The sequence below is a fragment of the Vallitalea pronyensis genome (genome assembly GCF_018141445.1).
Taxonomy (GTDB): domain Bacteria; phylum Bacillota; class Clostridia; order Lachnospirales; family Vallitaleaceae; genus Vallitalea; species Vallitalea pronyensis.
The window spans coordinates 3104988-3124740 of sequence record NZ_CP058649.1 but is presented as its reverse complement, the minus strand read 5'-3'; the positions used below and the strand labels follow the sequence as shown (position 1 = coordinate 3124740).

20 protein-coding genes are annotated in these 19753 nt (G+C 35.6%); 5 read left to right on the top strand and 15 right to left on the bottom strand.

Going from position 1 to position 19753, the window contains the following annotated elements:
* Window positions 1-91 precede the first annotated feature (91 nt).
* Entirely contained in the window at window positions 92-1465 is a 1374-nt protein-coding gene (rpsA, locus tag HZI73_RS13040; protein WP_246552498.1) for a 30S ribosomal protein S1, read from the bottom strand.
* Window positions 1466-1596: 131 nt separating this feature from the next.
* Entirely contained in the window at window positions 1597-1755 is a 159-nt protein-coding gene (locus HZI73_RS13035; RefSeq protein WP_212698654.1) for a hypothetical protein, read from the bottom strand.
* 242 nt (window positions 1756-1997) lie between these two features.
* On the opposite strand from HZI73_RS13035, the gene HZI73_RS13030 reads away from it, so the two are divergent.
* Together HZI73_RS13030 and HZI73_RS13025 are read left to right on the top strand one after the other, a co-directional pair.
* The gene (locus HZI73_RS13030) at window positions 1998-2177 is read left to right on the top strand and encodes a hypothetical protein (protein WP_212698653.1); all 180 of its coding nucleotides are present in this window, start codon (window positions 1998-2000) and stop codon (window positions 2175-2177) included.
* Between the two features lie 16 nt (window positions 2178-2193).
* Window positions 2194-2451, top strand: a complete 258-nt coding sequence (locus HZI73_RS13025) for a spore coat protein (protein ID WP_212698652.1) — start codon at window positions 2194-2196, stop codon at window positions 2449-2451.
* A 37-nt stretch (window positions 2452-2488) separates the two neighbouring features.
* Here the strand turns inward: HZI73_RS13025 and HZI73_RS13020 are convergent, their stop codons facing one another.
* The 3 genes from HZI73_RS13020 to HZI73_RS13010 are packed head-to-tail and all read right to left on the bottom strand — an operon-like array spanning window position 2489 to window position 6623.
* Complete coding sequence (locus HZI73_RS13020) at window positions 2489-4654, bottom strand: DNA topoisomerase III (protein WP_212698651.1); 2166 nt, start codon at window positions 4652-4654, stop codon at window positions 2489-2491.
* Window positions 4655-4661: 7 nt separating this feature from the next.
* Window positions 4662-5351 (bottom strand): uracil-DNA glycosylase, encoded by a 690-nt coding sequence (locus HZI73_RS13015; protein ID WP_212698650.1) that lies wholly within the window; start codon window positions 5349-5351, stop codon window positions 4662-4664.
* Between the two features lie 39 nt (window positions 5352-5390).
* Window positions 5391-6623, bottom strand: a complete 1233-nt coding sequence (locus HZI73_RS13010; RefSeq protein ID WP_212698649.1) for a mechanosensitive ion channel family protein — start codon at window positions 6621-6623, stop codon at window positions 5391-5393.
* A 289-nt stretch (window positions 6624-6912) separates the two neighbouring features.
* Between HZI73_RS13010 and HZI73_RS13005 the strand changes: the two genes are divergently transcribed.
* Both HZI73_RS13005 and HZI73_RS13000 read left to right on the top strand, forming a co-directional pair.
* A complete protein-coding gene (locus tag HZI73_RS13005) occupies window positions 6913-7275 on the top strand; it encodes a hypothetical protein (protein ID WP_212698648.1) in 363 nt (120 codons plus the stop codon).
* 181 nt (window positions 7276-7456) lie between these two features.
* On the top strand, window positions 7457-7753 hold the full coding sequence (locus tag HZI73_RS13000) for a hypothetical protein (RefSeq protein ID WP_212698647.1): 297 nt from the start codon (window positions 7457-7459) through the stop codon (window positions 7751-7753).
* A gap of 8 nt (window positions 7754-7761) precedes the next feature.
* On the opposite strand, the gene HZI73_RS12995 is transcribed toward HZI73_RS13000, so the two are convergent.
* Entirely contained in the window at window positions 7762-8130 is a 369-nt protein-coding gene (locus HZI73_RS12995) for an MmcQ/YjbR family DNA-binding protein (RefSeq protein WP_212698646.1), read from the bottom strand.
* A 112-nt stretch (window positions 8131-8242) separates the two neighbouring features.
* A complete protein-coding gene (locus tag HZI73_RS12990) occupies window positions 8243-10180 on the bottom strand; it encodes an endonuclease MutS2 (RefSeq protein WP_212698645.1) in 1938 nt (645 codons plus the stop codon).
* Between the two features lie 683 nt (window positions 10181-10863).
* On the opposite strand from HZI73_RS12990, the gene HZI73_RS12985 reads away from it, so the two are divergent.
* Complete coding sequence (locus HZI73_RS12985) at window positions 10864-11070, top strand: hypothetical protein (RefSeq protein WP_212698644.1); 207 nt, start codon at window positions 10864-10866, stop codon at window positions 11068-11070.
* Window positions 11071-11208: 138 nt separating this feature from the next.
* Here HZI73_RS12985 and HZI73_RS12980 read toward each other — a convergent pair whose 3' ends face one another.
* From HZI73_RS12980 to HZI73_RS26705, 8 genes are all read right to left on the bottom strand, one after another.
* Complete coding sequence (locus tag HZI73_RS12980; RefSeq protein WP_212698643.1) at window positions 11209-12018, bottom strand: hypothetical protein; 810 nt, start codon at window positions 12016-12018, stop codon at window positions 11209-11211.
* 181 nt (window positions 12019-12199) lie between these two features.
* On the bottom strand, window positions 12200-12955 hold the full coding sequence (locus tag HZI73_RS12975; protein ID WP_212698642.1) for an MBL fold metallo-hydrolase: 756 nt from the start codon (window positions 12953-12955) through the stop codon (window positions 12200-12202).
* A 9-nt stretch (window positions 12956-12964) separates the two neighbouring features.
* Window positions 12965-16219, bottom strand: coding sequence for a S41 family peptidase (locus HZI73_RS12970; RefSeq protein WP_212698641.1), 3255 nt, complete (start codon window positions 16217-16219; stop codon window positions 12965-12967).
* 94 nt (window positions 16220-16313) lie between these two features.
* The gene (locus HZI73_RS12965; RefSeq protein ID WP_212698640.1) at window positions 16314-16892 is read right to left on the bottom strand and encodes a GNAT family N-acetyltransferase; all 579 of its coding nucleotides are present in this window, start codon (window positions 16890-16892) and stop codon (window positions 16314-16316) included.
* Window positions 16893-17102: 210 nt separating this feature from the next.
* On the bottom strand, window positions 17103-17714 hold the full coding sequence (locus HZI73_RS12960) for a TlpA family protein disulfide reductase (RefSeq protein ID WP_212698639.1): 612 nt from the start codon (window positions 17712-17714) through the stop codon (window positions 17103-17105).
* 44 nt (window positions 17715-17758) lie between these two features.
* The gene (locus HZI73_RS12955) at window positions 17759-18547 is read right to left on the bottom strand and encodes a CPBP family intramembrane glutamic endopeptidase (RefSeq protein ID WP_212698638.1); all 789 of its coding nucleotides are present in this window, start codon (window positions 18545-18547) and stop codon (window positions 17759-17761) included.
* Window positions 18548-18641: 94 nt separating this feature from the next.
* Window positions 18642-19538 (bottom strand): 4Fe-4S binding protein, encoded by an 897-nt coding sequence (locus HZI73_RS12950; protein ID WP_212698637.1) that lies wholly within the window; start codon window positions 19536-19538, stop codon window positions 18642-18644.
* Complete coding sequence (locus HZI73_RS26705; protein ID WP_281418887.1) at window positions 19531-19659, bottom strand: CD1871A family CXXC motif-containing protein; 129 nt, start codon at window positions 19657-19659, stop codon at window positions 19531-19533. The genes HZI73_RS12950 and HZI73_RS26705 overlap by 8 nt, the downstream gene beginning before the upstream one ends.
* Between the last annotated feature and the right edge of the window lie 94 nt (window positions 19660-19753).

Genomic DNA, 19753 nt, shown 5'->3' with positions numbered 1-19753 from the left:
ATACTATGGTCAAATAGTATGATAAAAATCTATGACATAAAAAAGCATCTCACTCTTACTGTTCGGATGGAGTGTGATGCCCTTTATGGTTTTATTCTTTAAAGTTATCCATAATGCCTGCAAAAACATCTTTTAAACTGGTTGTGATATCACTGTCATCATTAAATTTTTGGAATTCAGCTTTATCCACGTCATCTTTTGCAGCTTTAATACTAAGTTTTATTTTCTTGCCTTTTTCATCAATACCGATTAGTTTCACTTTTACTTTGTCACCGATGGCTAGTTCATCTTCTGGCTTTTCAATACGTTTGTCAGCTATCTCTGACACATGAACCAAACCTTCAACACCACCATCCAACATCACAAAAGCACCAAAGCTTACAAGACGTGTCACACTTCCATCATATACGTGACCCTCTGCATATTTCTCTTTGATGTTGAGCCATGGATCATCATTTACATTTTTTAAGCCTAGAGAAATACGTTCTTTTTCTCGATTAACTTCAAGAACCGTTACTTCAACATTGTCGCCTACACTTACCACATCTGATGGATGCTTAACGCGCTTCCATGATAAATCATTGATATGTATTAGCCCATCAATACCGCCGATATCAACAAAAGCACCAAAATTAGTGAGTCGCTTAACAACACCTGTAATACGGTCATTCTTACTAATATTTTGTAATAATTCTTTTTTCTTTTTATTGAGTTCTTCTTTTTCTAATTCTTTTCTGGATAAGATAACTTTTTTCTTCTCTACATCAAAATCAATCACTTTCACTTTAAGTGGTTGACCCACAAAATCACTTAAATTCTCAACATAGTTGACAGATAACCTTGAAGCAGGAATAAATGCACGTATACCTTGGATCTGACATACGAGACCACCTTTAACAACTTCTTTAGGCACAACGTCAAGCACTTTCCCATTATCAAAAGCATCTTGCAACTCATCCCAAATAACAATAGCTGCTGCTTTCTTAATGGATAAGAGCACATTCCCCTCTGCATCATGTAAACTGACAACCATAGCTTTGATTTCATCATCGGTCTTATATAAATCCACAAGAGGCTTATCTTCATCATTGATAACTTCTTCGGATGGCACAATACCATCTGAGATATAACCGATATTGACAAGGATTTCTGTTTCTGTAACAGATAATACCTTACCATCAACAATATCGCCCTCTGATAACTTAACAAAAGTATTGTTTAACTCTTCTGCATAATCATCCATAGATGGTGTCTCAGCAACTTCCTCTGTCTTAGCAGCATCTGAATCTTCAGTATCTGTTTCCACTTTGTCTGCCTCTACATTCTCTGTTTCTACAACTTCTGATTCTACAGCAGCAGTCTCAGCAGCATTTGTTTCTAAAGTCTCATGCTCAACAGTCTCTGCTTCTACAGCCTCTGCCTCCACAGCTTCATTTGCTGACTTGTTAGTAACTTTATCGTCCATTATGATTACTTCTCCTTTCCTTCATTACAAACTTCTATAAAAGTCCGTAAATATAAATATACCTTATTATATAATACATGAAAATGATTGCAATGAAAAGAGTTTTTCATCAATTTCAGGACCAAACTTCTTTAATCAATAATTTGCTTTGCCTTTTTATTGCCTGTTTTTGCTTTGCCCTGAATCTCTGGTACAATCCTCATATCATTCTTTGGATCCCTTTGCTTATGATTGCTCTCCGTTCCATGAGGTTCCTCTGTATCGGGACGACGCATACCTGCTTTAGCCATTTCTGGCACCTCCTCTTCACTTTATATTATTAAAATGATCGACCACACTATTTATTATGATTAATTTCTCTTATTTTTATTAAATAATCATGCTAAACCTCGCATTTATCAAAAAAAAATTAATCTGTACTCTCAATAAAATTTATTTTAATCGTCCATTATGATGCATATTTATATTGCGAGAATCAGATACTAACTAAGGCATCATATACATGTCAAAAAAATTATCGTAGGAGGTTATTATGACAACAAAAGAGTTAGATTATATCAATGATACCCTTATGCAAACAAAAGTCTTAGTTGACAAATACCATGATTATAGTAATCAAGTTCAAGATGCAAGTTTAAAAGACTTATGTACACGTATGGCTGATAAGCATATGCAATGCTACAATAGTCTCTATAATCAATTAAATAGCTAATAAGGAGGATAACGCAATGCGTAAAGATGAAGATTTAATCAATGACTGTCTGGTATCTGAAAAACAATTGTGCTCAACCCTGTCAACAGCTGTAACGGAAGCAGCTACACCTAATGTACGGAATGAGTTCCAACAAACATTATCCAATTGTTTCTGCACACAAGACGAAGTGTATAAAGAGATGACTAAAAAAGGCTGGTATAAAACAGAAGCAGCTCAGCAAAATAAAATCTCAGAAGCAAAAACAAAATATGCCAATAAACCTATGCAATAAGATTATAAGGACTGCTGACCAGCAGTCCTTTATCTATTTAATCCTTATTAAAATTGAATTTTGATAACGAATCCGCAAAAGCATTATTTAATGGCTTATCCGCTTCTTTTTTCATTTTTTTCATGTACTGATTGACTTGTCTTTTATCCATTTTTTGGTTAGCAGTTTGCTTCCGCTTGTTCCATGCTTGGAGCTTTTCTTTAAAGCCACAATTTTGACAAATGAATGTTTTCTTATCCCCTTCCCCAACCATAATCATTTTCTTATGGCATTCTGGACAACGGGCATTGGTTAATTGATTCACTTTACGTTTATAGCCGCATTCACGATCTTTGCAAACCAACATTTCGCCGTTTTTATTCTTAACTCTTAAAAGATAACCGCCACAATCCGGACATTTTTCTCCTGTTATGTTATCGTGTTTGAATGTGGTTGCATCTGACTTAACTTGTTCTACCAGTTTTTTTGTATAAGTTTTAATTTGGTCAATAAAAACAGATTCTTTTGCTTTTCCTTTACTGATATCTGTTAAAGTCATTTCCCATTTAGCTGTTAATAGGGGAGATTTCATCTCTGGTGGTACCAATTCCACCACCTGCTTACCTTTTAGTGTTGGGAATAATTTACCTTCTTTGTTTTCAATATAATAGGTGTTGTACAATTTCTCAATGATATCTGCACGGGTAGCAACTGTACCGATGCCCCCCACTTGAGAGAGTGTTGTCTGCATGGCTTTTTCGTCCACGAACTTCTTAGGGTTCTCCATATCCGCAAGTAATGTAGCTTCTGTATAGCGTGAAGGTGGTGTTGTTAAACCTTCTGTATAATAGATGTTGCTTATCTTGACTTTCTCATGACTTTTAAATGCAACAACCTGCTTGGATTGCTCTTCCTTCTGATCTCCAATACTTTTCCATCCTTGATCTAAGGTACGCTTATAGGTCACACCAAAACATTCATTCTTAATGGCTATCTTAACTTTTGTCTCTTCATAGACATAAGGCTTGGATAACACTTCCAAAAACCGCTTGACAATCAATTCATAAATTTTGCGTTCATCACCTGACATATCATTAACAAAAGCGACTTCCTCAGTAGGTATGATGGCATGGTGGTCTGTCACCTTCTTATCATCTACAAAACGGTTTGTTATATGGAGGGATGATTGCATAAGACTTCTTGCATAGCCTTTGTAGCTTTTCGTTGTAATGCTTTCAAGACGCTCTTTTAATGTAGGTACAATATCCTGAGAGATATATTTTGAATCTGTACGAGGATAGGTCACTACTTTATAATGTTCATATAATTGCTGCATGAGCTTTAATGTCCTTTTAGCAGAGAAACCGTATTTATTATTGGCATCGATCTGTAGAGTAGTGAGATCATAAGCCTGTGGTGCAGGTACTTTCTTTGTTTTCGTTTCTACACTTTTTACAACACCTTCTTGATGCCGTAACAATGCAAGTAGCTTATCACGTTTTACTTCGTCAAATATTCGAGCATGGCCACCTTTACCCAAATAGTTAAACGTTACATGATTACTGTCTGCTTTTAATTCGTAATACTTTGCTGGCACAAATTGACGTATGGCTTCCTCACGGCTAACAATCATCTGCAAAGTGGGTGTTTGGACACGACCAGCAGATAACTGAACATTGTGTTTGCATGTAAGGGCCCTTGTAAGATTAAGACCTACATACCAGTCAGCCTTTGATCTTGCTACAGCAGAATGATACAGATTGTCATAAGCTTTTCCATCCTTTAAGTGTTTAAAACCATCTTGAATAGCTTTGTCTGTTTGGGACGATATCCATAGTCTTTTAATGGGTTTTCTTACGTTTGCCTTTTCGATAATCCACCTGGCAACCAGTTCCCCTTCTCTACCCGCATCTGTAGCAATCACAATTTCTTTTATCTCTTTGTCCATCATCCAACGCTTAACGGTGTGGTATTGTTTGGATGTTTTTTTAATCACCACTAATTTCATCTTTTCTGGCAGCATGGGTAGATCCCCCATGTTCCAGTGTTTATAACGTTCATGATAATTCTCTGGATTGGCTAAAGTAATGAGATGGCCCAGTGCCCAAGTGACCACATATTTAGGGCCTATTAAAACGCCATCTGCCTTTTGTTTACATCCTAGGACGCGACCGATTTCCCTTCCTACTGATGGTTTTTCTGCTAATACTAATATTTTGCTCATATTGGTTTCATCCTTCTTTTTTCAATTCATCTATTTGCCAGTCAATTTCTTCCTTATTAATGGTTTTTAATATGTTGTTTGTTTTGGAAAAAGGTTTACTTCCAAAGAAACCTCTGCTTGCAGAAAGAGGGCTTGGGTGAACAGATTTAATGATATGGTGAATGGGATTGGTTATTATTTTGACTTTTGATATGGCATAATTTCCCCATAAGATAAACACAATGGGTTCTTCCCGTTCATTTAGCAATGTAATGACTCTATCTGTAAACATTTGCCAACCTACTTTACTATGAGAGGCTGGGCTTGCTGCTCTTACTGTTAGAGAAGCATTCAGGAGCAATACACCTTGTTTTGCCCATTTGGTCAAATGCCCATGACTAGGAATAGTGCAACCTAAGTCTGCATGGAGCTCTTTATAGATGTTCACCAATGATGGTGGTATCTTAATACCTGGCTTCACCGAAAAACTTAAACCATGCGCTTGATTGGGGCCATGGTAGGGGTCTTGTCCAATGATGACCACCTTTACATCTTTATAAGCCGTATAATGCAGCGCATTAAAGATATCATACATATTGGGATAGATTGTATGATGCTGATATTCATGTTTGAGAAATTGACGTAATTTCAAATAATAGTCTTGCTCAAATTCTTGTTCCAGTAATGCTTGCCAGTCGTTATCAAATATTTTTTTCATTGGTATTCATTCCTTACTTGAGAACAGTAAAACCGCTCTTTAATATGTTATTTTTTTAAAATCACTGCCTGTTGGATTTTGATAAATACGCAGTTCAAAGACATCAAGGATGGCTAAAAGATGATCAAAAATATCGGCCATAATCCCTTCATAATTCGCCCAAGCAGTATCATTCGTAAAGCAATAGACTTCGATTGGTAAACCATGGTCTGTTGAAGCCAGCTGCCGGACTAATAAGGTATAATCTTGATGAATATGCCCATTGGTCTTAAGGTATTCTAAGACATATGCCCTAAAGGTACCAATATTGGTTAGCTTGCGTCCATTGACCTTATTGCTGGTATTGTGTTCCTCATTATATGCCTGAATGTCTGCTTGCTTATGGGTTAAATAATGTTGTAACAGTTCCACTTCCATCAGCCGACCTAACAGATCTTCATCTAAGAATTTGATACTGGTCATATCGATATAAATAGAACGTTTAATACGTCGTCCACCTGCTTCAGACATGCCCTGCCAATTCTTAAAGGATTCATCAATAAACTTATATGCAGGAATATTGGTTAAAGTTTTATCCCAATTGGACACCGTAATATTGGTTAAAGAAATATCAACAACTTCACCATCTGCACCAAATTTGGGCATTTCTATCCAATCTCCTATACGCAGTTGATTATTAGCTGATAATTGTATGCCTGCAACCAACCCCAGGATGGAGTCCTTAAATATCAAAATAATAATGGCTGACATACCACCAATACTACTTAGAAGCGCCCATGCTGTTGATTCTTGGGTAAATATGGCAATCATGAACACACCAATAAAAATGGTGAGCACGATTTTGACGACTTGAATGATCCCTTTAATGGGTCTGCTTTTTGAATATTCTTTGGTCTTATAAACTTCAACAACGGTGTCCAACAACTTAAATGCTGTTAGAGCGACGATAAAAAGTATATAGGCGTATACGATTTTTTGCAGCATATCGCTATAGGAATGAAACCACTCAGAAGCAAAATAGACAACAATTGCTGGAACAATATGGGCTAGATTATGAAATACTTTCTTATCATATAACATCTCATCAATGACATTCTCAGTTTTTAAAACAAACTTTCTAATATTTGTAAGAATAATTTTCTTTGTGATGATATCTGCTATAAAACAAACCAAAAGAATACCCATAATGGTTATGGCTAGACTTACTCCAGATGCCATGTTTGCACCCATTTGATATTCTGTGATTAACCACTTTTCAATATGATCTACCATGTGCGTATATTTCCTTTCCTCATTATCATATGTACACGACCTTTATGAATCATGTCTTGTCCCAAATCCCACTATTTTATGCCTTTAAAGTACATCACATGACACGTATCAACACCAATTAACGGAAAATACTTGTAACATTCATGTGATTATTTTAGTGCAGGTACCGTGTTATACATCACAAAAATTATAGCATATAAATAAAATTTTTTCTAATTTATTTTTCACACATTATGTCCACTAGACATACTATATACTAGGACAAGATAATTAAAGGAGGTTAGAATAAATGGCTGACGGTTATGGATTCCATCATGATCTTGGTAGACTTATAGGTCAAACTGTTACAATCTTTACAACTAGTGGTGGTGCATCTGGATGTGGCTTCACAGGTATCGTTCTTTCTTGTAATGAATGCTTTATTAAGTTATTAACTTGCCCAGGTGGTGCTCCAACTTATCCAATTCAAGGCCCATCAGCAGCATGTTGTGGTCAAGCAGGCAACACTTGTGGACCAAAAGGCGGTTGCTGCGGCGGTTACGGCGGATATGGCTACGGTTACGGCGGATTCGGTGGTTACAACTTCTTAGGATCTGTTACATTGATTCCTTGTGACAAGATTGCATCTTTCGTTCAAAACGCAGTTCAATAATCATAATAAAAAAGCAGGGTTTTTACCCTGCTTTTATTCATGTAAATATATTATCATAAGTGAGTGCCTGCATTCTCATCATAGCCCATGTAATAATTATAGCCATCCATTAATATAATTAATCACAGATAGTTATACAGCCATTGATGCTGCTCATACTATAGAATAATTGGTGATTAATATGTTAGATAATATGTTTGCTGAACGCCTTCATAAATACCTCTATAAAACCGTCACTGTACACACAGTTGGCAGCAACGAGCACGCCCTTGATTTTACTGGGACTTTAGCATCCATCCATGAAGATTATATCACCATCATTCTCACATTAGGTACCGTCAAGAAGCCTGAAGAAACACCCCGCAATGTGATTAATTTTAACCGTACCTTTCACTCCAGACCTGTACTATGCCAGCCTGGTTCTATTGCAGATATCCCCATATCCAAAATCGCAGCCATTGTTCATTACCCTGGATAATTGTGTCATTATGAATCCAACACATGTTCTATCTTCTCTTTTTCGCTCTTTTTTAACTTGCTAAAAACCAGCTTATAGGATTTATCGATAAGTTCCTTTATCATGTCATCGGTGATGCTTCCATCCACATAAACGGTGTTCCAATGTTTTTTATTCATATGATACCCAGGTATAATGGCTTCAAAACTGTCTCTTAGATAAAGAGCCTCATTGGGGTCACTTTTAAGATTAATGCTGACTTTATCTTTATCCCCATTAAGAAGTGCAAACATCTTATTAGCCACTTTAAAGACGGGTACATCTTCACCAAAAGGAAAATCCTCAAAAGCCCCTTTTTGACTTAATATATACGTGCGAACTTCTTCTCTTGTTAACATGCTTTTACCCTCCATTTATTTGCTCTATGATTATGAATACCTGCTTTATAGGATTTATTTTCCATTGTATCCATTCTATCACATCTTATTCATCGACTCAAGAACAAATGTTCTATTCTATGACCCTTTCCATGTCTTTTACATATTTGCGTCCCATGGCATGCTTTTTCTTTCTGTTTTCCTTTGTTTCAAGGACAATGTCCATATCATAATCATCCGGATATAATTCTTTTCTGTTAATGAAAGGTGATAACCTTTTAGACACCACCAGCATCTTTTTATCCCTTACCTTAACCCCTACTTCACCCTTTTTATTAAGAGGTGCATAGACAATTCCTCGTTGCTTAATGGTATTCACATAAACCATATCACCTATTTCGTAAGTGTGTTCTTCTTCCGTTTTATCATCTTTTGTCACGGGTTCAGGTTCTTGCCTTATTGGTTTGGGTCGCTGTATCTTGGGCTTGGTTTTAATAATAGGCTTCTTATGTGCTTCTGTTAATGGTACATAGTCTTTTTTCTCATGGTAAGTGATCTGGTGAGCCCTTTCAATGACTTCGCGTTCTATTCCCAACCGTAGGGCAATGATAAAAGCGTTACTTTCCCCTGCCTCTCCAATAACTAATGCATACATAGGTTTTAGCGTATTGATATCAAATGCCATGCGCCCATTTTTAAACCCTTCATAGTCAGATGCGAAAGTTTTTACTTTACTATAATGAGACGTTGCAATAATGGTGGCACCTTTTTTATAAAGTTCCTCAAGAATCGCTACGGCTAACCCTTCACCTTCTGCAGGGTCCGTTCCTGCACCCAGTTCATCTAGAATAACCAATGTATACTTGTTTGCAAGGTTGATAATCTTCGTCATATTGGTGACATGAGCAGAAAAGGTACTCAGAGATTGCTCAATACTCTGACCATCACCAATATCAACAAGGATGTCACTGAATACAGCAAACTCACTGCTTGCTTCAACAGGCACATGGAGCCCCGATTGAACCATTGCGGTGAATAAACCAACTGTTTTTAATGCTACGGTTTTCCCTCCTGTATTAGGCCCAGTAATCACTAAGGCTTTGTAATCGTTGCCAATTTCAAAATCAAGAGGTACCCCTTCATGGCCAAGCATAGGATGCCTGCCTGTATGGATATTGATTATACCTTCTGTATTAATGCCAACTGTTTGCCCATTGATGGCTTTGCTGTATTTTCCTTTTGCAAAAATATAATCATAGTAAGCCATGGTTTCTACATTAATATTGATCTCTCGTGTATAAGACTCAATCATATAAGTCAGGTATAATCTGATCTGATACTCTTCTTTTTCTTCATCGATTTTTTGTAGTTCCAGTTCACTCTGCAATTTTCGAACGGCCTCCGGCTCAATAAATAGAGTTGACCCTGTTGATGACTTGTCAATGACACTTCCACTGACTTGATGCCTGTATTCGCTTTTTACAGCAATGACCTGTCTGCCTTGCCTGGTACTGACATAGGTTTCTTGTAAATACTTTCGATAAGTTGGTGACTTTAAGATGTCATCCAGTTTGGTTTTAATGCGATTCTCGGCAATGTACACTTTCTTTCTAATTTTTTCTAACTGTGGACTTGCTTTATCATCAACACGATTATTGACAATACATCTTGCTATTTCATCCATCACATCTTTTAGTTCGTACATGGAAAGACCGTAACTGCTAATGGTTGGCGCTAAATATTGTCGTTCTTCCATAAAATGTTTAATCTTACCTGTGCTATGCAATAAACCAAGTATCATTTGTAAATCTTCAGGGTTAAGTGCAATACCTTTACCCAGCTTCTCTATAACTTTCTCTATACCTACCAGATTCTGAATAGGTACTGAGGAGCTTTTATCCATGATTTTTCTTGCTTCTGTGGTTTCCATTAACTGCCGTCGAATACGTTCTGCATCATTTGATGGTTGAAGTTCTTCTACCAATTCCTTACCAAGTTCTGATACCACGCATGCTTTTAATGCTTCTTTAATCTTGTAATATTCTAGTTGCTCTAAAGCTTTTACATTCAATGTTTTTCCCTCCATATGGCGTTTTTAAACGCAAAAAAGCTGAAAATGAATCATATCTTCATTTTCAGCTATAATTATTCTAATGTATTCTACCTGCATAGACATCTGATGACCCTAATACAAGTGGACTATACTTAACAACGTCAAAGCATAAATCACACCTTCAGTAAATCATAAATGTCTAAAACGTATTATGATAATTATAGTATATAAATGTTCTTTCTATATCATTCATTCTAAGCCCAACGCTGACACAGCATCAAACTTATTTTAATATCAAAAAAAGACACATGTCTATTTCTTAAACACCAAACGCCATTAATAGCGTTGATTAAAAAATAGCTGCAATATCTACTTCTTGATATAACTATGAAATTTGATTAGTTAAAGAACACCATCGTCATAAAACATTCCTCTTAATATTATATACTTAATTATCATAGAAGATTATATATTATCTTCCATACACATTTTAATGTTTTTTTGCTTGTTTGTCAAGGATAATTGCTTGATAACCCTGTGATTGTAGGATTGCTCATAATTATATCTTATGTTTACAAATGAATTAAAGCGTGATAATATGATGCATTTGACATAAAAAACAACTGGGACAAGAATGTCACATACTTGTCCTATCATTCATATAGTATAGTAGAACATAGTAAGAAGGGAGGACATAGTTAGTGGAACGTTATTTCGATTGGCTTGATGACGAACTAGATTTAGATGATTACCTAGATGAATTAGATTTAGATGACGACGATGATGATTACGATTGGGGCAAAAAGAAATGCCATAAACATAAACGTCGCGGAGATTTACGTGTTTGTCGATGTATCATGTTATGCAGATGTCGTAAAATAAAAAAACATAAAAAACATCATTGTTAATAAGCAGACATTTTCTTTGTACGATTAATGAAACACCTTAATAATGAAGGGACTGTCTATCAGAATAATGATAACTGCATTACCTAGCATAATACATCCATGACGACAGTCCCTTAATAAGACAAGCTACTAAAAAATTTATACCTGATCATCGCCCTTAATATGCACATGATCATGAAGATGATCCATACAATACTCATGATAACCATGGCATTTTGAACAATATCGAAACTCCAAATCTTTATCATCTAATTCTGTACGGCCACATACCGTACATTTATGATGGTATTCTTTATGAACACTTTTCATATTGGATTGATATGCTTTTTTACGATAGTAACCTGTTGATGCACTTTTTGTATTGGTAACAATATCTTTTCCAAAGAAAATAAAGTAGTTAAGTAATGTTGCAATAATTGCAGCACGGTCAGCAGCCGAACCCTGAATTAATTGTAACCCAAATAGTGCCCAGTTAAACCATGCTAACCACTTCATTTTAACTAGTAAAATAAAAAATATCCTCAGCGTAAAATCAGGGTATAGTCTTGCAAATGCTAGAAACAGTGATAGATTCAAATAAAATGCACTGCCAATCACACTGTTGGATATAAAAGCACTTGCAATAATACCTAGAACACCTAATAAATAGTAGACATTAAATTTAAAACTTCCCCATTGATTTTCAAGAGTATTACCAATCATATAGTATAAGTACAGGGCAAAGGCTAAAAACAATGGGCTAGATGAAGGTGGGTATGCAACAAATGTAATCAACCGCCATATTTCACCTTGTCTTATAAGATAAGGGTTTAAAGCAAGTTTACCTCCCAGCTCTGGAGCAGTATATAAGAAGATGAATGCAGCCACATTCAACACAATAATATATAACATTAAATTTCTTATGGCATAGCGGCCTATTTTCCGATTTAATTGATCAAGTAGTTTCATGAATAATTCTCCTTACCGTATACATCTATCATTTCTCATTTTAAGTATATTTAGTACAATAAATACATGTTACCTCTAACCCTTGTTCAAGTCAAGAAAAAAGTGTGCATGCACACACTTTTATTACGGAATATATTTGTATAGAATTAAACCTCAATCATGCTAATAAACAGCCTAATCCTCAATTACCATGATTTAAAAAATTAAGGTTATCATGATGTTTTTGCATGATGTCATTATCTGAAAACGTTAGCTTGTTATGACGCTTAAGGTTGCATAGATATGCTATATTGTCTCTTATTAAGCTTCTATTAATGACAGGTCCATGACTTATAACAATATGTTTCGCATCCATTTCCAAATAATGTTGCAGTGTTAAGATATATTGTTCCATATCATGCCAACTCAAAGACGGTAATGGCGCTTCCACATTGTCTCCTACAAACAGAATTTTCTCTTGTCTGTCATAACAAGAACTGGAATCTTCAGAATGACCTGGGCTATAGAAGAACTCAACCTCATCGTCTTCAAATACCATACTGTGGGAAAAGGTTACGTTTGGCAATACAATCTCCACTTGTTCTTTGGCATAACTGTCAGCATGAGCCTTCATTTCTTCCTCACCTTCTAACTGAATGAATGCCCTGCATTTCTCATGGGATACAATTAAATGGTTATGAAATAGGCTGTTACCCCATATATGATCCCAGTGACTATGGGAATTGAAAATCACATAGTCTTTTTTACCATAATGGCTTTCTAGATAAGTAAGGATAGGTGTCATATAATATGCTCCTAAATACGTATCACAAACATAATATCGCTTGTGTCCCATAAGGATAAACACATTCGTGGTACAATAATAGGGTGCTTTATTTAATTCATCAAATGAAAACAATAAACCTCTACGCCCTACTTTTGTCATATTCACTGTCACATTCACTCCTTAATCTTCTTCTCTATAATCAATGCCTCTAATAACGTCTAAATAATCCTCAAGGTTTTCACCTTCTACCACAACATCAGGTTGAATGCCTTTACCGTCTATATTCTCTTGAAGAACATTCCAATAATTACTTACTAAGAAAAGTGCTGTTTTATTATTGCGGTCTATAAAAATATGTTGCGCTACGCCTTTACCGTATGTTTTTCTCCCAACAAGTGTCACATCATCACCAAACTTTTTAAGAGACAATGCTACAATCTCAGATGAACTTGCCGACTGTTCATCCATTAACACAAAAATACGTCTAAAGGGTTGGTAGAGCATATCCGATGTAGCCTCAAACGTTTCACCATCCCGGTCAATCAAGTAGACACTGGTACACTCTCCTAGTAGTGCATCAAGTATGGTAGCTGCTGCTTGTATAGCACCTCCACCATTCCCTCTTAAGTCAAGAACAAGATCTTTATCATACGTATCTTCCATGTTCTCAAGGGCTTCTACAGCTTTATTTCCTGTATCCGGTAGGAAACTGTTTATCTGAATATATTCTGTCCTATCATCCAGTTGCCTGTAAACAACATCTTCCGTGGCGGTTTCATTCATTAATCGGTCAAATTCTTCTCCTTGAATAAGCCATGTAAAAGGGTCATCTTTTAATTTAATGGTGTCATAAAATGCTTTGACTTCTTCAGGTGTGGCATTATCTTTGTTGTCAAATGCGGTAATTTTGTCTTCAAAATTCTTAATGCTTTTACGATATAAATAATGGTCATCAACGAAACTGCTTAATTTTTTATTAATGGGTAAACGACCATACTTAATCATGTCTACAAGAGCTTCCTTTGCATTGGTTATATACGCATCATCACCATTGGCTGATATCTTTTTCGTATGTTTTTCAGCTTGGTCATAATTTTCTATTGCGCAGTAAATATAAGCCATATACATATGAATAGCATCTTCTGTGATGTTCGTGTTTTTTTCTTCTGGATAAGCCATGGATTTTTTTAGAAGTTCCAGCCCTTTTTCTGGATTGCCTATGTTATAATAGGCAACACCTTTATAGTACCACATGGCCCGGCTTTCCTTAAGAAGTTCTGTATACTCATCAGCTAATGCAATAGCCTCCTTATATTCATCTGTATTGACATAAGCACCTATTCTTCCAACTAAAGCCTCTTCATGAAGGGGTTCTTCAGCTAATACATCATCAAGATAGAATGAAGCTGTGTACCCGTTATGTAATTCCAGCTGAGATATACCCATAATAAGGTTCATTCTAAGAGATAATTCGTCCACACGACTCATGTTTTCATACACACTATCAATAGCATTCGAATAATCACCTTGAGAAAAATAGCACTCCGCTAATGTTTCGTACACGTCAGCCTCTACAGATTCCTTATTCAGATGACCACCTATGTAGTGGGTTAAATGTTCAATGGCTTCTAATATGTCATTTTGCACATAAGCTACTTGACCAAGCACTAAATAAGCTTCTTTGTTTAATGCATAGGCATCTAGCGCCTGTTGACTTAGCTTAACGGCTGAAGCATACTGCTCTTTTTCTATAGCCTTATTGGCTGACTCTATATATGTGGTGGATTTTTCTTTTTGCCTAATAAGGTTATAGAATTCTTGGGGTATGGTAACTTTGCCTTTATTATACTGAATGGTTATATCTGCTTTCGCATGATACTTACCGCTATAATCTTCACCTGTAGCTTTCATCTTAATACGCTCTATTAGCTGACTCTTCTTATTCACATACATAAAGACTTCTGTATTGGATGAAAGGTTACCCTCATCCTCTGTCAACCCAAGATCGGAACCTAATAATAAATCAAAACTATTTTCGCCGTCCTTTATGTATATGATATATTGTTCCTGTGACTCTCTAAGGGTGGCACCTCGTAACAGTGTAAATATATCTGTATCGCCAAATAAGCTGTTGTTTCTTATATCTGCATTTCTTTGGGAAATATCCTTACCATAAAAATGCGCATACTCTTCTTGATTTGGCATAAGGTCTTGCATATCTTCGTTTAACGCCATAAACATGTCATCGTTATCCACAAACCAATAATCCATTGTCACATCTAATAGGTCAAGATGCATAGAAACCGTTTCATGGGCATGGTCAATCTGAATACGTAATTCTAAATCTGTTTTTTCCGCGTCTTCAAAGTAACCTCTCTCCATGAGCATGTTGTAATCCGATTGTTTAACTGCTTTATAGCTCTCTTCCGATTGGTTTACAATACTTTTTAAGGTATCATAATGGGCATAGTGTTTCGGTACAATACGTTTTTCATCCATTGTATCAAGATCGACTTGCCATATTTCACCCACATCTTCTGTTTCAAGGCTAAAAATTAACTGTCCATCGGTAATGATGTATTCATGCATCAAGCTCGTGCCATAGACGGTTTCTTCTTTGTATGTTTCAAAAGATGTACAAAGCATGTTACCATCCTCTTCAACATACACATGACCATCATAGAGTTGTATGTCATCATAATAATATGGAGGGAAGCCCTCTATGATAGGTTCTATTTTCTCACCATTTAAAGCGATCTTAAGCAAACTACTGCCATCTTCTCTGTCACCAAGGGTGTAGATATGGTTATCCTGTATAATAAATGTTGACCAATAATCATAGCTCTCATCGAAAGTATTGAATCCTTCACCATCACGATCTATTCGTGCTAACATACCATCTGTTGACAAATAGATATGTTCACCGTATACAGTAAAAGCGGATGCACGCTCATTGTAGACTTCCTCTAATAGACTACCATCTGTTTTCATGCGAAGTATACCAACTTCATCATCCTCTTTAAAATATACCCAATCTTCTATTACAATCATGTTGACTGCATATTTATCACTTATTCTTTCATAAGTCTTATCTTCAATGTTAAGCTTATATATACCCTGTTTTGCACCATCTTCTGAATGCACATAGCCATAAATATAGCCATGCATCACATTAATCTGTGTCATGTTCCCTTTATAGAGGATTTCCTTTTCTTGGGTTTTGATATGACGTCTTTCCAGTTGTTGATTACCATTAATAAAATAAACCCAATCTTCTTTATAGACAAGATCAATACCTTTCATGGCACTTCTAGGGGTTTTTCCTAATGTTTGTGCTACCGTTTGCTTAGCATCTGGCTCTGCATGAACCTGAATATGGAAGTAACTCCCCATTATGAATAACGCTATACACATAACGATTATTTTTCTTTTCAACACGTTGTCCTCCTACTTTTAATCTTTGCTTTTGACATGGTAACAAATTCAAGGAATTTTATCAATATATGCCATTTTATAGTCTTTTATAACATTATGTGATGGTTTTACTTTCCACCCATGCAGCATTGTAAAGATACATGTGCATGATATCTTCCCATTTTCCATTAATCATGATATAGTTCTTAATGAGATGTTCATCCTGAAAGCCAAGCTTGCGCATCACATGACCACTCTTTGGATTATTGGGACTATAACCAGCTGTTATTCGCATCAAATTAAGTGCTCTAAATAGGTACTGGGTAGCTATTTTTAGAGCCTCGGACATATATCCTTTGTCTTGTTCGTGTTCATCCATGCTATAGCCTAAATCACATGCATATATGGGATTTAATTTTATAAATTCAAAAGTAACTGTTCCAATAACGCGTCCCTTATCCTCTTTTTTAAACATAAAAAGCCGTAGCGCTTTATGATTTCTGGCATCTTCTATACTTTTTGGAATGAATCTATCCCAGTATTTCTTGGTAAAAAAAGCATCCGGTTTTAATGGTTCATATGGAGCCAAATACGCCTTATTTCTAACAACATAATCAAAAATGGCATCCTTATCGTTTTCGGTTGCTAGACGTAACACTAAACGATCACTTTCAATATAAAACTGTTTATCCATTTCTTCTCCCTTTTAATCCCTTCACATCAATCTTTTATTGGTGACATGCTTCCATTGTTCAGTATACCATAAACGATTACCAAATACATCCATTAACTTCATCTCATTGATCAATCATTCACTGGCATACGACCTAAAAATAACCAACTATTCATACACCTTTAGGTCATGAAATAGTTGGTTATGCTATGTTTAATACACTTACGTGAGCTACTTATCTAATAACTCTGTGATAATACTTTTAAAGTACTCATAATCACTGCTACCTGGCACAAACTTTTCTAACACCTTTCCTTCTTTATTAACTATCAATGTAACAGGAATATAATCAAATTGATTCATAACGTCCTGCAGTCCTTTATCTGGTATGATATTGGTATATGTAACACCTTTCTTTTTTAAAACCTCTTTCACACCTTCCATATCTGTATCGTCTACTATGCCCACAACACTAACCTTTCCTTTGTAATCATTCGCTATTTTTTCAAGTTCAGGCAGTTCTTCAACACAGGGTGGGCAATGAATGGACCATAGATTCAGTAATGTTAGTTGTTGTTCTCCAAAAATACTGTTATCTACCTTATTATCATCCATATCCGTTGTCTTGAATTCAAGCTGCTTCCCTGCTACTGGATTCTTTCCTTGTGGACCCATTGCATGCTCACCAAAAATAGGATTATCCTGAGCACCATTGGTATTTTCTTCATAATACGGATTCCCTTCCATACCATGATCACCTACTATACCCGGATTAATAGCAATAACACAGATGAATATACCTAACACAATCACTAACACAGAATAAACTATATTTTTTTTCATTAAAACCTTCCTTTCTCTACATGTAATAAATGTGTTTATACGTTTTACATGGCATAGACCATCATCAATGAATAGATCACTGAAATGGCTGTTGCTAACATAAGGGGCCATTCCACAAATGTTATGGTATGATTTAATGCATCACTTGCCTCTATGCTATTATCAGAAGCATCCATACTTTCTATAGCACTATTATTGGATAGCCTCTTCAACCATATCAGTAATAAAATGGTTGCACATATGGACACAATTGCTAATAAAATTAACAGCACCATGTTGGTTTCATACCAAATAGTAAAGTTGGCATATAGACTGGTTGGGTATTTTTCCATGAGTACACTTAATGCATTCATAACAAAATGCATAAGGATTGCAGGATAGATGGAGTTGGTGAAGACCACAACATATGTTAGGATGATACCCACGATACTGGTATAGGATAATTGCATAAAATTATTATGGAACAGTCCAAATAAGACCCCATTCATGATCGCAGTTTTCCAAAGAGGTATGTGTCGATAGCCATCTAGCACCACGCCTCGCATAAAAACTTCTTCACATATAGCAGGTGTGACTGCAATGATGAATAAAGACATAAATAAATTACCGCTGCCGTTGGCTGACATGTCTCCCATAGGAGGAAAAAATCCATGACCAAGAAGATGCTCCATGATTCTAGCAGCTAGAGCTGTCATAGGCTGGATAGCTAGTATCAGTAGCATGGTAATAAATATCTGTTGAGGACTGACTTTATGAAGTCTAAGCACTTTTTTAAAACTTTTCTTACGGATAAGGATATAAAGAATGACTGGTAGTAAAATAAATAGATACATAAAGGATATTTCCATAAAGTTATCATTTACGCCAAGCCTGCTCATTAGGAAATTACCTAATGGCAAAATGATAATGACACTTAAATAGAAAAAATTACTTTTGAATCTCTCGTATATCATAAACCTCTTCCTTTCTTACATTTTTCATTTGCTGACCATGTTTATATGTAAATAATAATGCCTTTGTAGGGCATTTTCCTAAACATGTACCACATCGAATACATTCAACAACATTAGGGTCTATAAATGGTACAACTTCCATCTTACAAACTTTTTTACATGTACTACAGGATATACATGCCTCTTTGTTAAGATTTATTTTTCCAAAACTTATGCGGTTCATTAACCCATAGATGACACCAAGGGGACATAATATCTTGCAAAATGGTCTATAGATGATAACAGCTGTTAATAGAATGATGATAAGTATGGTTAACTTGTAATAAAACAAAAAACCGACTATCGTCTGCAGAGCCTTATTTGTAGATACTAAAAATATGCCGCCTTCTAATGTACCAATGGGACAAACATATTTACAGTAGTAAGGATCACCAACACCAATATCATTGGTTAGAAACATGGGTAAGAGAATAACCAACAATACAAGCAAGCCATATTTTATATACGTAAAAGGCTGATAAACCTTGAACTTTTTGCTGGGTATTTTATGAATCATGTCTTGTATGAAACCAAAGGGACATAAAAAACCACATATAAGTCTCCCAAATAAAATACCAACAAGTAATAAAAAGCCTGTTATATAGAGGGATACATACTTTTTTCTACTTCCTAAAACAGCTTGAAGACCGCCTATGGGGCAAGAAAACCTTGCTCCTGGGCATGAATAACAATTCATAAAAGGAACACATACAGCTTTTGTATTTCCCTTATAGATGGTTTTATGCATAAAACCTGTAAAATAAGAGTTACTGCCAATGAGTGTCATCATCTGAATAAATCTTCTAAGGATGACTACTTTTAATTTACCCAATTCCTATACACTCCAAACATATACGTACACCTTTACTGAGCACAATTTTTGCTTCATGATGATACACACCTGCGAACATCATCATAACTGCGAATGCTAAAAGACCATATTTCTTTTTCATATAGACCTCCTTTTTTGTTTATTCTTACTATGTGCATAATAATGCCTCTAATTTAAATAGAACTTAATTCAATCTTAAATTAACCTTATAATTT

What these genes read in the sequence shown, in the direction of transcription:
- HZI73_RS12960 (WP_212698639.1), bottom strand. Translation starts at nt 17,714, where the DNA reads ATGAAAAAAAATATAGTTTATTCTGTGTTAGTGATTGTGTTAGGTATA.
- HZI73_RS12995 (WP_212698646.1), bottom strand. Translation starts at nt 8,130, where the DNA reads ATGTTAACAAGAGAAGAAGTTCGCACGTATATATTAAGTCAAAAAGGG.
- HZI73_RS13005 (WP_212698648.1), top strand. Translation starts at nt 6,913, where the DNA reads ATGGCTGACGGTTATGGATTCCATCATGATCTTGGTAGACTTATAGGT.
- HZI73_RS13025 (WP_212698652.1), top strand. Translation starts at nt 2,194, where the DNA reads ATGCGTAAAGATGAAGATTTAATCAATGACTGTCTGGTATCTGAAAAA.
- HZI73_RS12980 (WP_212698643.1), bottom strand. Translation starts at nt 12,018, where the DNA reads ATGAAACTACTTGATCAATTAAATCGGAAAATAGGCCGCTATGCCATA.
- HZI73_RS12955 (WP_212698638.1), bottom strand. Translation starts at nt 18,547, where the DNA reads ATGTATCTATTTATTTTACTACCAGTCATTCTTTATATCCTTATCCGT.
- HZI73_RS13035 (WP_212698654.1), bottom strand. Translation starts at nt 1,755, where the DNA reads ATGGCTAAAGCAGGTATGCGTCGTCCCGATACAGAGGAACCTCATGGA.
- HZI73_RS13015 (WP_212698650.1), bottom strand. Translation starts at nt 5,351, where the DNA reads ATGAAAAAAATATTTGATAACGACTGGCAAGCATTACTGGAACAAGAA.
- rpsA (WP_246552498.1), bottom strand. Translation starts at nt 1,465, where the DNA reads ATGGACGATAAAGTTACTAACAAGTCAGCAAATGAAGCTGTGGAGGCA.
- HZI73_RS13000 (WP_212698647.1), top strand. Translation starts at nt 7,457, where the DNA reads ATGTTAGATAATATGTTTGCTGAACGCCTTCATAAATACCTCTATAAA.
- HZI73_RS13020 (WP_212698651.1), bottom strand. Translation starts at nt 4,654, where the DNA reads ATGAGCAAAATATTAGTATTAGCAGAAAAACCATCAGTAGGAAGGGAA.
- HZI73_RS26705 (WP_281418887.1), bottom strand. Translation starts at nt 19,659, where the DNA reads ATGAAAAAGAAATATGGTCTTTTAGCATTCGCAGTTATGATGATGTTC.
- HZI73_RS12965 (WP_212698640.1), bottom strand. Translation starts at nt 16,892, where the DNA reads ATGGATAAACAGTTTTATATTGAAAGTGATCGTTTAGTGTTACGTCTA.
- HZI73_RS13010 (WP_212698649.1), bottom strand. Translation starts at nt 6,623, where the DNA reads ATGGTAGATCATATTGAAAAGTGGTTAATCACAGAATATCAAATGGGT.
- HZI73_RS13030 (WP_212698653.1), top strand. Translation starts at nt 1,998, where the DNA reads ATGACAACAAAAGAGTTAGATTATATCAATGATACCCTTATGCAAACA.